The sequence below is a fragment of the Cellulosilyticum lentocellum DSM 5427 genome, assembly GCF_000178835.2.
GTDB lineage: Bacteria > Bacillota > Clostridia > Lachnospirales > Cellulosilyticaceae > Cellulosilyticum > Cellulosilyticum lentocellum.
In genome coordinates this window covers 308,954-324,099 of record NC_015275.1, presented here as the reverse complement: position 1 = coordinate 324,099, position 15,146 = coordinate 308,954, and the positions used below count along the sequence as shown (strand labels likewise).

General features: G+C 34.3%; 11 protein-coding genes. All 11 read right to left on the bottom strand.

The features are described 5' to 3' along the window. Positions 1 to 56: 56 nt before the first annotated feature. Positions 57 to 2,321 (bottom strand): helix-turn-helix domain-containing protein, encoded by a 2,265-nt coding sequence (locus tag CLOLE_RS21490; protein ID WP_013655298.1) that lies wholly within the window; start codon positions 2,319 to 2,321, stop codon positions 57 to 59. A gap of 348 nt (positions 2,322 to 2,669) precedes the next feature. Beyond that, a complete protein-coding gene (locus CLOLE_RS01445; RefSeq protein ID WP_013655297.1) occupies positions 2,670 to 4,337 on the bottom strand; it encodes a YcdB/YcdC domain-containing protein in 1,668 nt (555 codons plus the stop codon). 176 nt (positions 4,338 to 4,513) lie between these two features. Next, positions 4,514 to 4,741, bottom strand: a complete 228-nt coding sequence (locus CLOLE_RS01440; protein ID WP_013655296.1) for a DUF2922 domain-containing protein — start codon at positions 4,739 to 4,741, stop codon at positions 4,514 to 4,516. Positions 4,742 to 4,778: 37 nt separating this feature from the next. Then, a complete protein-coding gene (locus CLOLE_RS01435; protein WP_013655295.1) occupies positions 4,779 to 4,973 on the bottom strand; it encodes a DUF1659 domain-containing protein in 195 nt (64 codons plus the stop codon). Between the two features lie 200 nt (positions 4,974 to 5,173). Continuing rightward, positions 5,174 to 5,782 (bottom strand): DUF6273 domain-containing protein, encoded by a 609-nt coding sequence (locus CLOLE_RS01430; RefSeq protein ID WP_013655294.1) that lies wholly within the window; start codon positions 5,780 to 5,782, stop codon positions 5,174 to 5,176. 31 nt (positions 5,783 to 5,813) lie between these two features. After that, positions 5,814 to 6,818: a MerR family transcriptional regulator gene (locus CLOLE_RS01425; RefSeq protein ID WP_013655293.1), complete on the bottom strand. Its 1,005-nt coding sequence runs from the start codon at positions 6,816 to 6,818 to the stop codon at positions 5,814 to 5,816. A 176-nt stretch (positions 6,819 to 6,994) separates the two neighbouring features. After that, the gene (locus CLOLE_RS21485; RefSeq protein ID WP_013655292.1) at positions 6,995 to 7,837 is read right to left on the bottom strand and encodes a replication initiator protein A; all 843 of its coding nucleotides are present in this window, start codon (positions 7,835 to 7,837) and stop codon (positions 6,995 to 6,997) included. Positions 7,838 to 8,118: 281 nt separating this feature from the next. Further along, on the bottom strand, positions 8,119 to 10,998 hold the full coding sequence (locus tag CLOLE_RS01415) for a DUF3427 domain-containing protein (protein WP_013655291.1): 2,880 nt from the start codon (positions 10,996 to 10,998) through the stop codon (positions 8,119 to 8,121). Beyond that, on the bottom strand, positions 10,995 to 11,399 hold the full coding sequence (locus CLOLE_RS01410; protein WP_013655290.1) for a (deoxy)nucleoside triphosphate pyrophosphohydrolase: 405 nt from the start codon (positions 11,397 to 11,399) through the stop codon (positions 10,995 to 10,997). Before CLOLE_RS01410 ends, CLOLE_RS01415 begins: the two co-directional genes overlap by 4 nt. A 212-nt stretch (positions 11,400 to 11,611) precedes the next feature. Further along, positions 11,612 to 13,117, bottom strand: a complete 1,506-nt coding sequence (locus tag CLOLE_RS01405) for an LlaJI family restriction endonuclease (RefSeq protein ID WP_013655289.1) — start codon at positions 13,115 to 13,117, stop codon at positions 11,612 to 11,614. Positions 13,118 to 13,134: 17 nt separating this feature from the next. Next, positions 13,135 to 14,967 carry an AAA family ATPase gene (locus tag CLOLE_RS21480; RefSeq protein ID WP_013655288.1) on the bottom strand — a complete coding sequence of 611 codons (1,833 nt, stop codon included), beginning with the start codon at positions 14,965 to 14,967 and terminating at the stop codon, positions 13,135 to 13,137. Between the last annotated feature and the right edge of the window lie 179 nt (positions 14,968 to 15,146).

Here is a 15,146-nt window from a genome sequence, read left to right as displayed (position 1 = left end):
ACCATTTTTCACTTTTAGTTAGAATTCCTTGCAAAAAGTAAGAAAAACCACGTATTTTACATGGTTTTTCTATATTGAAGTGGACTTATTCCATAATATTTCTTGAAAACACGATTAAAGCTTTCTACATTACGATACCCTACCATCTCAGCAATTTCATATATTTTAAAAGTAGTTGTCTTTAACAATTCTTTTGCCTTTTGCATACGAAGGCCTATTAGGTAGTTCATAAAGGACTCTCCCGTCTCTTTAGAAAACTTACTTGTAAAATATTTCTCATTTAATCCTACATACTCTGCTACTTCTCCCAGAGATAAATCTGGATTTTCATAGTAACTACTAATATAATGCTTTGCTTTCTTAATGGTGTCTGTTTCTTTTTCCCCTAATTTACTTGCTTCATAATCCACCAACCATTCTATATAATTGGTAAGCCATAGTTTAAGGCTCTTTATATCTTCAATACGTGCTAGCTTTATTTCATAAGGAACTGCTTCTCCAAAAACCTCATGAAAATTTGCCTGTGCTTCTTCAAACTTTTTAGCAAGTGCTAATATAACTGCTAGTACCTGCCACCTAGCTTCTTCTATTTTCTCTTTACCCATCTTATTAATGGTGCTAAATAACTTTTCTTTTTCCTTTAATATATTTCTCTCATCTGCCACATAGATAGCAGTTGCCAACGCCTCATACTGTGGTACTAGGGACATCACCTTATTTACTAGGGAATCCCCTAAAGAAAACATCACCTGTTTTCCTTTTAAATATCTATAAAGCTGTGTTTCTTTTACCTTGGCTATCTGGGTATAAAAGGCTTCCCCGCCAAATACTTTTTCCCCTATACAGACATCTATCTCAATGCCAAATTCAGCTTTTGCTACTTTTTGTAAGGCACTAATCATCTGATACGTTACATCTAAATAGGCTTCTTCTGTCATACGATAAAAGGCATACATATGCATACTGTCTTCCACATATACCGTACACCTGGCACTAAATCTAGGATTTCTCATAAAACAATGAATCACTTTTTCTATTTCTATCTTCTCTATTTCTTTTCCCTTTGAATCATTTAATACAAAGTATAAAATGGCATAGTTCTCCTCAAAAAAGTCCTTCGACTGCTGCATAACTTCTTTAGGCGTAATATTCCCTGTCATAAGTTCTTCAAAATAGGTTTCCATAGACTTTTCTACACGTTTCATCTTCTCCTCATACTCAGAAATAAGCGCCTGTAATCTACGTACCATGGCATTAAAGGAATGAATCATCGTTCTAATTTCATACTGTCCTTCTGGTGATATATGTATAGCCAGTTCCCCTTCTTCTACTTGTCTTAATCCTGTATTAATTTTTTCTATAGGTGCAACGATACTACGTATGAAATACCTAGAGCAATATCCCACTAATAGAAGCATCCCAATAGCTACTAATAGTACATATTTTGCCGTCTTCCAAAACTCACTTGTTAATTCTTTTGTAGGTATATAACTTTCAATATACCAGGTATCTTCATCCAATGTAACGGGTGTCTTCACGTAGGTATACGTAGGTCTTGAAAGCATTTCTTGATCCGTAATAGTAGAAAATATAATCTCTCCATCTGCCGAGCGTAGCTGCATTAAACCTAGCTTATTTTTGCCACTTAGATATTCCTTATTATAAGCTTTCATCTTATCTCCTGTACGTGATAACTGATAAAGGGCTATCATTTCAATCCGTTCAGAGCGATCTGTCTTCCTATCTGGTGCCAAGGCAAACACTAACATCAGGTTATCTTGTTTACTTCCACTATATAACTCATTACGCCCTTCACTCGTTATCCAGCCTACTACTACTTGGTTGTTACGTTGCAAAGCTGTTTGATACCATTTGGTCCCCTTTATTTTTTCATAGGACCAATTAATAGAATTCTTATAGAAGCTTGATTTGCCATCCTTCATATAAAAACCTACCGATATAATATCTGATACAGGCTCTAGTACTAAGCCTCCTGCTTGATTTAATTTATTTTGATAAACATTTCTCTTCTCTAAATCATTTGTATTGGTTCCCGCTGCATAATCTAATACCTCATTATTATTGCCATGTACTAAGTGAGATAGTCTCATAGACATTGTTTGGATATCAGAGGATAACTCAGTCATAATCGTTTCTTGCGCACGAGATATATTTTCTATTGCCTGAACTTTAAATTGCTTATTTAATATATTTAGTACACCAATAAGCACAATTAATATAGGCACCACAATAAAGCAAATAAAGGTAAGATTAAATACTGTTTTTAACCCAAGCTTAGACCACTTAATCTGTTTATTCATATCTAAATACTTCCCCCGTTTTGTGTCATGATTTATGAAATATCTAAGTTATACTTTTAAGTCTTTTCTTAATTGTACCATATTTTTATTGTTTATTACTAAAAATCACTCTTTTTGCGAGTTAATTTTGTAATAAATATGGTACAAGGCGACCATTAACATTAGCTCTTACTAATGTTAATGGTCGCCTTGTACGTGATTTTATTCTATTATAAATGATATTCCGCTCCAAATTCTAGACAGATTTTATGAGTAATACCACTCACGTTCCTTGAAATGATAGGTTATTGTTTGATTTATCCCCCTAACTATCTCTATTTCCTCATTTGCTATAGTAAACTACTTATTCTATTTGCTATTAGTTCCTACTTTTTCCATTTCAAAATTGGTTTTAGGCTCCAGATACATATAGACAGGCACCGCTTCCTGCTTAGAAACTATTAAATAATAAAGCTTTAAGTCTAACATTCTAGCTAATTCTTCTCTAGTTAATGGGTCAGAAGCTGAAATCACTTTGCCTTTGTATAGATGCTTGGTGTAGTATGCAATTTCTTTTTCTTCATGGTTATAGGTCAAAGAAAAACCATAATAGGGTACAGGTATACCGTTAATAACTTGCAAATAGCTATAGTTGCCTACCGTGCCATGCATGCTGCGTAATTCAACCTTTTCCCAATCCTTAGGATTTAACTTTTTTAGTAAAGCTTCTGCTTCTTGAAGTTGCTTTTCTGTAGGCTTACTATCTGATTGCTTATTTTCCCTAGGCAAATTTGTATTGTCATAAACCATTACCTCACCTGTTGCAGCTTCACATACTACGTCTAATACATTAATATATCTATAATCTAGCTTATTAGTTTCATATTCCTTTTTAAGGCTTTCCACGTTCCCTTTATATGCCTCGGTATAGGCCATTAACTTTAGATTCCAATAGGTCTTTCCTTCTCCTTTGGTAAGTTGTTTTTCTATAATAAATGCATTATTAATGAGTGGAAAACTTTTAGCTGCTACTGACTGAGCCTCCTCTGGTGTTAATAAATAATCATGCTTTATGTATTCTTTAAATGATGCCTCGTCGAACTGTAGATGTTCCTCTGAAAAAGAACCCGCCCGGCTACTTAAAAGAGAATCCATAGGATTCTTTAAAGTTCCCGCTTCATCTGTCCAATACTCTCTTTCAAACTTAGGCATTACTATACTACCATCTATTGCCTGAATGCCATATTTATAAGGATTCTCTAAGTGATAGACTAACACCTGCTGATAGGCTCCTGATTCGTCTTTACTCAGCCAATACATTTCCTCTAATGGCATCTTATTAACAAATGCTACTCTAGCTTTCTCTATAGATAAAAGGTTTTCTAAAGGCTTGTATTCTCCAACAAAAGGTGAAATACCATTCATTAACACTACCCTTCCCGATGTGGTATAAATACCAATACTCACCTTTTCATCATAGACTGGTAGTCCAGCTTTATAATACTGAAACTCAAAATACTTAACTTCCTCTTCGAGCTGCTCCTTATCTATGTATTTTAATGCCTTAAGGTCATAACCACCTTTTTCCTTCAGATATTGAAGTGCCTTATCATATGCTTGCTGCTGGGTTAACTTGATCTTCCCTTCTTTTTCTGAGTCATAATAATTGGTAAAGTACTGAATAACCTGCCCTTTCTCTGTAAAGGTAATTCTGATTTCACCGCTGTACTTTTCAGCTTTAGGATTGGTCCAAGCAACTACCCACTCATCTACACCCCATCTTTCTGAACCTGACCATTCTAAATACGCACAGCTAAAAGAAGCAGGTACCTCAAAACGTTTTTTGAGTCCATTAATAATGCCTTCTAACCTTTTATAATTTTCTCCGTTTGTTATATCATAGTTTGTTTCTTCTTCATAAAATGATAGCCATTCATCCTCCTCATCCTTTAATGCCTCTGCTTGTATAACCCCTATACTTAAACTCAATACACTTAAAAATAGATAGAGCTTCATAAACCCCTTACCTTTTTGCATATACTTCCCCCTATATTTGTATTTTCTTATTACTATCTTATTATTTTCTGAATATATTTTCAATTAAAAAAAATATTCAACCAGGCCTTTAACATGCCTTTTTCTTTCTGACTACACAAAAAAGCTATTTCTAACATTAGCTCTTGCTAGTGTTAAAAATAGCCTTTTGCATCTAACTATGCAAGTGTGATGGCTTCAGTTTGCTGAACCACATATTTAGCGCTTACCTTAGTAGCCACTAAACTGTCTTCACCTAAAGCATTTGCAGCAATAATAGTTGTCATTGCTGAAGAAATTTCACCACTTGTAAGCCCTTCTTTTGGTTTAGCAATGGTTATTTTTACTTCTTTACCAGCACCTGTGCCAAAAGTAAGTACAAGGTTTTTCTTTGTAATTTCTGCCATGAGTGTTTCCTCCTTTCTTTAAAAATGTGGTTTAGGATTACTCTTCAATAAGTGAAGTTTCCTCTACCTTAGTTACTGCTTCTAGCTCTTCCTGAAGTAAAGCTGCTACTGCTTTACCTACGCTATAAAGCCCTTCAGCTGTAGCCGTTTTGCTGCAATCGGAAACAGTTTGACTGCCCTTTGCTAGATTAAGTACTACTTTGACATTTTTAATATCTGCTGTAATCGCCATGGTTCTCACCTCCTTTACTGCTTATTCACTTCTATATATGTAGTGGGGGAGGTGACTCCCTAAAATTATTTTTAGTTTTTTTACAAAATAAAAAAGTAGCAGACTTAAAGGCTATTTTGCCTTTAAGTCTGCTACCTTTTTACTACCACCTTTATGAAAGGGAAGGAACTATCCAGTATGCTTATTAAGTATGATTAGGCTTACAGCTTTAACCACAAAGCAGGGCGGACGCCGCCTGTACATTTGCCATCACTGATATTGCCTTTCAATATATTATTACCTTGGATCCCTATATTACCATCACCATGAATATATACAGCTTTTACACTAACACGACCAGGTGATCTGAGCCACCACCAACTCCCCCATGTCTCACCCTCAAACCCTGCTATTCGCTTATTGTTATTTTCATCTTTTCTTTCAAACCAATATCTTTGATTTTTTCCTCGGTTATATAGTTTTGAACGGCTATCACCGAAATATTTGCACACTTCCTCAATGCTTAATAAAAATATACTGTCCTTTGTGTCTACTCCACCCTTTGAACCATACCACTGGTTATCAAGATTTTTATTTAACACCGGCATTATTCTTGACTTATCAGCTTCGCTGAATTTGTCATAGAACTCACCGTTAAGATACTTTCTTAACGAGCAGTCAGCCCATGTTATATCTTTATAAGCGTCATGGTAAGCACGTTGTTCTATAATATCTTCGGTTATAAGCAATGCCACATTGTCTTGTATGTCAAGTACACGCCAGTTGTAACCACCAAATGATAGGGTTGAGTCCATTTTAAAATTTTCCATCGTGAACCTCTTTCTTATATGTACTTCTTATTTATTTTTCCCTAATCGGAAACAACAAGTCTAGTTGCATATCTTCCATTCTAAATCCGCGGTTAGCATTACCCCAGTAATTCAACTGTTCTTCAAATCCTTGTCCTGAACCAGTTTCGTCTGGTGTCCATCTGGGCTCTCCCCATGCATTATCGTATTTGTCGCTTGAATCTACCCATTCCTTCAAAAGACGCCAATCCTGAAAGTCCCATGTCCTTAATACATGTGCAGCGTACATACCACCATTGAACTTCCGTTTTATAAGGTGCCCTGGCACTTCCATGTCATCAGGAATAGACACCCATATTTCATAAGCCTTCGAGGGCTCCCCTACACCTACCGCCCCATCAGAACAGTCAAATCCAAACTGACGTAAATCCGGTTTGATTTTTGTCAGACCTGCTTCCATTACGAACTTATTGATTACATCATTGGCCTTTCCCTCGCATCCTTCGCCTCTAGCACAATAAGTTGCTACAGTCATCGGCGGCAGAAATATAATACGCACGTCCTTGTCCATCATTTTATTAAGCGTTTCACTGGCATTGTTTAATTCTTCCATTGACAATTCCTCCTTGATTTCCTTAATTTGATTATTAGGAAAAGAAAGCGTATCTATAATAGAAAACAAAGCTTCGTCACCGATTAATTTTAAATTGACATCGGCTTTTTCCTTAATTTCCTCTGCAAAGCGCATTAATATGGATTTAACGGTGGAAAGCGCTGTGATTTCCTTATCCAGCTGACTTATATTCTGCCTGAAAATTTCTACAATCTGAACTGCATCGGAATTATTAAGTATGCTTATGATTTGCTTCACGGGAACACGTAGCTTACGTAGGACTATTATTTGTCGTAAACGACTTACAGCGCTTTCGTCATAAACCCGATAAGCATAATCTTCTTGCCGCAGGCTCTTTATTAATCCCACCTGCTCGTAATAACGTAGCATTCTTGTAGAAATTCCGTAATCCTTGGATACTTGACTTGCTTTTTGTAGCTCCATGATGTAATCTCCTTTCCTTTTTCTTAACCTTATCATAAAGTACGACACGGTGTCTTTGTCAAGAGCTTTTAGCTTCTTTCCCTCTTAACTAAAAAGTTAATTGCTATCATTACCCTTGATGGAAGGGGACTTCATTTAGGATTTACATGTAACTGCAATAGGCTACTTTTCTATGGCTACACGCCACTACTATAATGCTCCTCATAAGCAAATACCTCATCAAAGTTAAAGGCTCCTGCTTGCCACCATCTGCGCAAAATTCCCTGGGCATAGTCAAAGGATTTATTCTTAGCACCAGCTAACTCAAAGGCATAAAGCACCACAGAGCGTTCAAAGCGATTGAGGAACATACGAATCACTTCTTGGGCTTTCATAGACACTTTGCCCATGCCAAAAGAACGATGAAATTCACTTAGGATTTCCCCATCTACCAAATTCTCTTTGGCTAAAACCACCTCTTTTACTACTGGTAGTAGTGTATCTTTAGTCTTATCATCATAATTTTTAATAAAAGTATTCTTATTATGTATCGGTTTTTCCGCTATCTGGACTTCGGTTTTATCTTCTTTAGTAATGCTATTTTCTCGCCTTCCAAAAGGAGTTCCATTTCCTCCACCTTCACTTTTGTCCTCACTTATCTCTTCTAATAAATCACTTTCTAAATAATGTTCATTTAATTCCTTGGCATTATAAATATAGATTTCATTGCACTTATTACAGCCTATGCGCTTTTCCATAATCAGCTCTAGCTCCCTTAGTTCTTTAAAGACACTACTCATCTTGTCCTTCTTAATCCCTAAACGGCTCATTAGTCTCTCTCTACTAATCTTTACAAAGATTTCTCCCTTCTCATTCACCCAGCCACTTTTTACAGATAAGCCTAATAAATTACGTAAAATAGCATAGGTCTCTCTAGCACTCCCACTCATGCCTGCATACTTAGGATGATAGTAAAATGCCTGTGGAATCTGGTAAAAGGCAACACTATTAAGTTTTTCTACAGTAATAAGTTCTGACATCTGAATTTCCCCCTCATACTTTATGAACCCTATCTTATTTACCTCTTTATATGTGCGGAAAAATCCAATTCCCTAGACTATAAAAACAAAGTGCTAACCCTGTATCTCTTGTACATGATTAGCACTTTGTTATGTTTTTAGTTTTCCTGCTCTACTTGCTTCTTAATCTCTTCTATCTGCTCACTTGAAAGCTCTGTGGCTTCACATATGAGATCTATTCCTTTTCATAGTCTTCCCATAAATGAAATGAACTATGATAGCTCTGGGTACTTTCCTATCATCTACTGTGTTAAATAATCATATAGATGGTCTGGTACGCTATGTGCCATATCAAAAAGAATATTAACGATTGGCTTATCTTCACCCTTATCATTTTTAATAGTTGTTTGGGAAATTGCCATTGGTTCTACATCTCCCATATAGTAAAAATCAGAACCTTCACCATCACTCTTTTTCACAAACAAAGCTATACGAAGACCAGTTTTATTATGATCTCTAATAGCAATGGTTTCCCTAGACTCAGTGGTTACACCACTCCTAGTCATCCAGCTAAACTGCTTTTTATTAATGAAACAATCCTCATATTTTGTACTTTCACTAATATCATCTTGTTTATGATAGGTTACAAAAATAGGGCAAGTATTATACTTGATCCGATAACCATACATGGTAGAAGACTCATCACTTTCCCAATTTAAAATACGGCAAACATCCTTTCTAGAATACTTTTGATATCTTATAAAACCTTTTTCATAAGCTTCTAGGGTATAGGTCTTATTAAACCGGTCTATTCCATAAGCTATCAGGTCTAAAAGATAGGTTTTAAAATCAGGATTCTTAAGGTCACTTTTTAAGCCCTCCGTCATCTTAAAACTTTCAACTTCCACTAAAATACTCTGCGACTTAGCATATTTTTCTTGATCTTGCTTCTTAAAAAAGTCACCATTTAAATAACGTATACTAGATTCTATGGTTGCTTCTGAAACGTCATAGCCATAAGCTTCTTTAATGAGCTGCCTAAGCTGACTACTTGCTAACTCTCCATCTCTTATGAGTCCCTCAAGTAGCATCAGCTCTTCTATACGTTTACCACTTCCTAATTCCTTGGAGTAGAATTCTAGGTGAGCCTTTTCCACCGCTGATAAACTAGTCCCTAAAGTCTGTTCAACACTAGCTACAAACTGATAATATGAGCCTGAATACTCCACAAAAGCAAAGGGGTCACGGCTTCCATGAAGGATAAAATCCATCATCATTGGAATCCTACCTAATTTAAATTTCAGTAGTTTATACTCTTCTACTAATGCCTTCTTAGTAGCCATATTAGACTTATTAATAGCTTCATAAATACGTTCTTTCGTAATACGGTCAAAATTCACTGTAGAAACCCCAGGTATACTACAACTACCATTACTCATAAGCTTTCTGAGATGGTCTTTATTAAAAGAACGATCTCCATATAAAGCAATAGGGACTAAAAAGTTATTGGCATAGTTTCCTATAAAGTCAATGACCACTACATACTCTTTACCTTCACTTTTTCTAAGCCCACGCCCTAATTGCTGCACAAATACAATAGCTGACTGAGTCGGACGCAGCATAATGATTTGATTAATAGAAGGAATATCCACCCCTTCATTAAAAATATCTACTGTAAAGATGTAATCTAAATAATCCCCCTCTGGTGTATCCTTTTCCAGCCTTTCAATGGCTTCTTCTCTTTCATTTTCACTACTGCTACCATCTAAGGCCACGGTTTGATAGCCTCTTCGATTAAACTGCTCTGACAGCTCCTTAGCTTCTTTAACCCCGCTACAAAAAACGAGGCCTTTGACCCTGCCATGGTCGCAGCCATATAACTTGGCTTTATCTATAATACGCTCTACCCTTTCATCACAAACTAGATGATTAAAAGCTGTTTTTTCATCGATGACTTCTCCATTTATTTCAAGCTCACTTACCCCATAATAATGGAAAGGACATAACATTTGCTCTTCTAAGGCTTTATTTAATCTGATTTCATAAGCAATGTTATAATCAAAGGTTTTATAAATATCATAGCCGTCTGTTCGTTCTGGCGTAGCTGACATGCCTAGTAAAAACTTAGGCTTAAAGTAATTTAAAATCTTTTCATAACTACTAGAACCTGAGCGGTGGACTTCATCAATGACGATATAATCAAAATGGTCCGGCTTAAACTGCTCTAGAATATAATCCTTCGATAAGGTTTGAATCGTAGAAAATAAAAATCTAGCTTCATAATCCTTGTTACTACCGCTCAGTATCCCCATAGTTACATCTCTGCCAAATATTCTTTTATAACTCCTTAAAGAAGCTCTTGTGATATTTTCCCTGTGTACCACAAATAAAAGTCTTTTAGGATTAACCCTTTTAGCATCAAAAGCAGAAAAATAGGTTTTCCCTGTTCCTGTAGCTGATATTAAAAGCGCCTTATCCTTACCTTCACTTCTTAGTTTCTCAAGGGCTTCTAGCGCTTCTAACTGCATTTTATTCGGCAAAATGGCTTTAGTGGTCTGTACATCATAAACCACTTGTCTGCTAGCTTTGTACTGCTCTCTATAAAGGATTTCATAGTCTGCAAGCCACTGATCAGTAACGGCTATAGCTGACTCAAAGGTACGATTAAACTCTTTCATGGTATATTTCAAAAGGTCTCCATCCTCCGCCGATGACACCTTTAGATTCCATTCCTTATTATAGCTCAGAGCATTTTGAGTAAGATTACTACTACCAATGATTAAGGTAAATCTCGTTCCTTTTCTAAAAATATAACTCTTGGCATGGAAATTATCTTCTGTCACTATTTTAAGCTCTATATTAGAAAGAGCCTTCAAACGTCTAAGGGCCTCGGGCTGCGTAAAGTTCTGATACTGTGAAGCAATAATCTTTCCCTTTACGCCTCTTTCCTCAAGCTCCTTTAAAATATTAATAATAGAAGCAATCCCGCTATTGGTGATAAACGCCACAGAGAAATAAAAGGCATCACATTCATTTAACTCTTTAATAAGCGTGGTTAATACTCTTTTCTCTTCCTGTCTATCATTAATCAGTAAACTAGGCTGATAGTCTTCTAATGAAGCTTTTTGAAAATTAATAAACCCTGTGTGCAAGCCTTTCTTTAATTCCTCTATAAAGTTCATTCACAATCCCCCTGTAAACGCTTTACAATAGGTATGTCTGCTGGTGCCCAATCTAAGCTCATCAGCTCCTTTCTTGTAAGCCACTTATGATCCACATGCTCTTTTCTTACAAAGGTCTGACTTTCTACGCGGCAAATAAAACTATGCATGGTAAGAGCAAAGTCAGGATACATATGCTCTACGCTCATGTAATAATCTTCTTCCCTTATGTCTACTTCTAAAGCCATTTCCTCTATTAACTCCCTTTGAAGCGCCTGAGCTCTGGTTTCTCCTGGCTCTATCTTTCCACCTGGAAACTCGTATTTATAAGACATATACTCATACTTTCCCTTGTTACGCTGCATACATAAAATTTTATCCTCATACATAATAATAGCTGCAACTACTTCAGTTTTTTTCATTAGCTTTCTTCTCCCATAACGTTCTCTTTTTTATATTTATTGTAGCAGCTTATACATAAAAAGGCTATTCCCTCCTATTTTAAATCAAAAAAGTGATAACCATTACTTAGTAATCGCCTAAATAATTTATTCAGATTCAATATTTTCCATTACCTAGCAAGCTTATCTAAAGCCTTTTTACTTTCGAGGATACTTTTACCTATTCTACTTAATTACTGCTTTTTTATAGGCATTGGAATACTCTTTACATCCGAAACTAGGTCCTCAATCTGCTTGTTATCTAAATATAAATCATATAATATACTTGCTGGGGATTTAATAACGGATATATTTTTTAACTTAGTATCTGTTAATTCATGAAGCATTTGCATTTCTACTTCACCAAATACTTCAAATTTATCTTGCTCACTTGGAACTAAAAATGCATTTTCAATGTAGACAAAATCATGTTTTAGAATATAATCTTGGTATGCTAACTGATAAAGATACTGCTTAGTTATATCTTGAATTCCTGGTCGATTGTAGAACTTCGCTTTATTAAACTGTATATCATAGTACTTTGCATCAAATATACCAAAGCACCATTGATCTTTATACTTATAAAAACTAATTAAATCGGGTTTTAATGTTCCTTTACCTTTTTCACTCCTAATTACTTCTCCTTCTTTAATTGCTTTCCATATAGGTTTTTTAATTAACTCAATCAATGACTTATTCTTTCTACTCTCATAGTCTTTACTTAATGTTATGGGTAAATCTTTAAGTTTTGTATTTAATTGATTATTAAAAACCGAAGCACAAACGTTTTCCCATATACTATAAAAATGGCTTGTTCCGTACGAAGTGAATTGAAAATCATCTCTTGCTTTATACTGTTCACTAAGATACCTGTACATTGCCCGTAGAAGGGTCTGCTTCCTACTATTAAATTGTACTGCTAGTTCATTATTCAATCGATAAAGTATATACTCTATTTCTCCAAACTCTTCTAAATCTCCATCGTATAGCTTGATTCTTTCAAAATCAAAGAGTTGATTCAGCTGAGATTCTTCTAATTGATCTGAACACTTTGTCAAAATACACATGTGTAGCCTTTGAAAATAATCTCTATCATCATCTATTGAATGATGTGTATACAAATCAAGATAATAGGGTCTACCATTCTTTAAAATGAAAGGGTATGTCTCATTAATTGTGATATCCCAATTGATTTCTCCTTGACCATTTAACTCTATAACTTCCAATTGATTTGTATAGATATTATGTTCCATATAGTCATTTAATAGAAATAAGATATTTCCTAATACCTCGAATTTTTCACTCTCTTCTTGTCTATTAGCAAAATCAATTTCTTGCTCTTGTTTTTTGTATTTATCTAATACTTTTAATACTTGTTTCATCTCATCTAAAGGTTTTTCTGTACTTGAAATATACTTGGGATAGCATATAAAAGTATACTCACCTAGAACTATAATACCTACATATGTAAAAACATATTTTTTATCACTTGTTTCATTCGCCTCCTCAGCTTCTTCAACTTGATTACTCTCTTCATCTTCTGTTTCATCTGTATCACTATTCTCTTTAACTTTGTTTACAACATTATTTATGATAAGTTCTCTAAGAAGTTTTTTAACTTCCTCATCGTTTATTTGTAGCTTTTGCTCAATTTCGCCAGGCGTGTATTTTCTCAGCTCTCTAAAATACTCTACTTTCATACTACACCTTCTTTTCACTAATTACTATTTGTAGTACTGTTGTCAAGTTTCTTTACCTTATCTATCTTATTATCAATTTCTTTAAAAATTTCTATTCCATCTCTATCAAAGTATTCACAAAGTATACTATACGTACGACAAACTTTCTCGTTTTTAAAGATTTTCTTACGGTATTGTTTAGCCGCATCTTCAAATAAATACATTAACACTTTACTTTTAAATGCCTCTTCAAATACTTCTTGTGACTCTAAAGACTTTAATCCTATAAAAAATGGCCCCATAAGCTTATCTTCATTAATACCTACATCAATTAATATTTCATTAATTGCCTTCCTTAAAATATTCCACTCAACCTCTTTATTTTTTCCTAACTTAAAAGCTTTTCCTTCAATTTCACCTGCATTAATATCCATATATTTATACTCCCACCTACGTTTGAAAGCTGTATCCATTGGAAATACACCTTGGTCAGCACTATTCATGGTTGCCCAAATATATAGATTTTCTGGCAAACGAATTTTTCTGTACTTTTCGAGAGCCTTATTTTTTAGCATTGTATTTCTAGATTGCCTATATCCACTAACAAGTTGTGTTGCTAGATATTCTCTTAAATCTTCACTTGTCTCTATATCATATTCACTTACACCATTGTCTTTTCTGTCTAAAAGTTGAAAAATATCCCCAAAGACAGCTGCAGGGTTGGCTCTATTAATTTCTTCAATTATTAGTAGAAAATTCTGCTGTGGATTTTGATATGCTTTTACTAACATTCTAATAAACGGTCCTGCAACATAAGAGTAGTTGATTTCATTATTAACCATTTTAGGTTTATATGTTCCTACAAATTGTGCGTATGAATAGTTTGAGTAAAAAGTTACTCGCTCATAACTGTTTTCTTGCGTAAAGTAACTCTCTTGTTTCTTTTTTAAATCATAACTCTTACCCGTTCCTGGTGCTCCAAATACTAAGTAGTTGTGCTTTAGCTTCTTTGTTAAGTATAGTTTTTCTGCAGTAACGTCCCTATTTTGATCTAAGCTGTATTCATCAATCTCTTCAGCATATATTCCATCGTTGCTGAGTTGTTGATCATAAATATTTTCGGTTTGCTTATGATTTATCAATTCTTTTATCCATTCAACAAATGGCGTACGGCTATCTCCCCATGTACTTCCATAATGCCAATTATTTGTAACTATATATTTCTTATTATTTATTTCTATAATATCTGTATAATATCTATTTTTATTACTTGAATCTTTAGTCATCTTAACAATATCTTCTTCTCTAGCCTCATTAGGTATACTCTTTAATACAGGATATGTATTCTTAAATATTTTTTTGCATTCATCCTTATCTAATAAAATTCTTAGTGTTTCTTCTTTAAATCCATCTATATTTTTTACTATATTAATAGCTTCTAATGCAAAACTTTTATTTTCCAATTTAAACAAATAATCTATATCTATTATAGAATCTTGCAATAGATAAATTATTTTGTTATAAATTTTTATATAGACTTCTTGACAAATTTCTATTATTTCACACTTCTGTTCTAAAATATCAACATCTACAATATCAAGAAACTCACTTTTATCTAATCCAAATTGAATATCTAACTTTTTTATTAAGTTGAGCTTATTATCTTCTATAACTTCTGCCACCTCAAAAATATATCTAATCTTATGAATGGGTTGCTTTACATATCCAAGTATTTTATCTCCTATATTGATCCCTTTAAATACATCACCCTGATTTTGAAATGATAAAGTAAATATTGATTGTTTACCAAACTCTTCAATATCAAATGTATTAACCGATACCCCTATTGACATAATATATTGTCTTCTCATTTTATTCCCCCACTTTAAATTAATATTTTACATCTGAAAAATCAATAATAGTAGCCATCTGATTATACGTACTATTGACTATTTGACTGCTAATGTTTTCCCTCCATATTTTGTCCCAATACCTATCTCTTTTCTATTATTTAATACTAGTAGTATAGATACGTAGATATTATCTTTTA

What these genes read in the sequence shown, in the direction of transcription:
- CLOLE_RS01445 (WP_013655297.1), bottom strand. Translation starts at nt 4,337, where the DNA reads ATGCAAAAAGGTAAGGGGTTTATGAAGCTCTATCTATTTTTAAGTGTA.
- CLOLE_RS01415 (WP_013655291.1), bottom strand. Translation starts at nt 10,998, where the DNA reads ATGAACTTTATAGAGGAATTAAAGAAAGGCTTGCACACAGGGTTTATT.
- CLOLE_RS01405 (WP_013655289.1), bottom strand. Translation starts at nt 13,117, where the DNA reads ATGAAAGTAGAGTATTTTAGAGAGCTGAGAAAATACACGCCTGGCGAA.
- CLOLE_RS01410 (WP_013655290.1), bottom strand. Translation starts at nt 11,399, where the DNA reads ATGAAAAAAACTGAAGTAGTTGCAGCTATTATTATGTATGAGGATAAA.
- CLOLE_RS01435 (WP_013655295.1), bottom strand. Translation starts at nt 4,973, where the DNA reads ATGGCGATTACAGCAGATATTAAAAATGTCAAAGTAGTACTTAATCTA.
- CLOLE_RS01425 (WP_013655293.1), bottom strand. Translation starts at nt 6,818, where the DNA reads ATGGAGCTACAAAAAGCAAGTCAAGTATCCAAGGATTACGGAATTTCT.
- CLOLE_RS21485 (WP_013655292.1), bottom strand. Translation starts at nt 7,837, where the DNA reads ATGTCAGAACTTATTACTGTAGAAAAACTTAATAGTGTTGCCTTTTAC.
- CLOLE_RS01430 (WP_013655294.1), bottom strand. Translation starts at nt 5,782, where the DNA reads ATGGAAAATTTTAAAATGGACTCAACCCTATCATTTGGTGGTTACAAC.
- CLOLE_RS21480 (WP_013655288.1), bottom strand. Translation starts at nt 14,967, where the DNA reads ATGAGAAGACAATATATTATGTCAATAGGGGTATCGGTTAATACATTT.
- CLOLE_RS21490 (WP_013655298.1), bottom strand. Translation starts at nt 2,321, where the DNA reads ATGAATAAACAGATTAAGTGGTCTAAGCTTGGGTTAAAAACAGTATTT.
- CLOLE_RS01440 (WP_013655296.1), bottom strand. Translation starts at nt 4,741, where the DNA reads ATGGCAGAAATTACAAAGAAAAACCTTGTACTTACTTTTGGCACAGGT.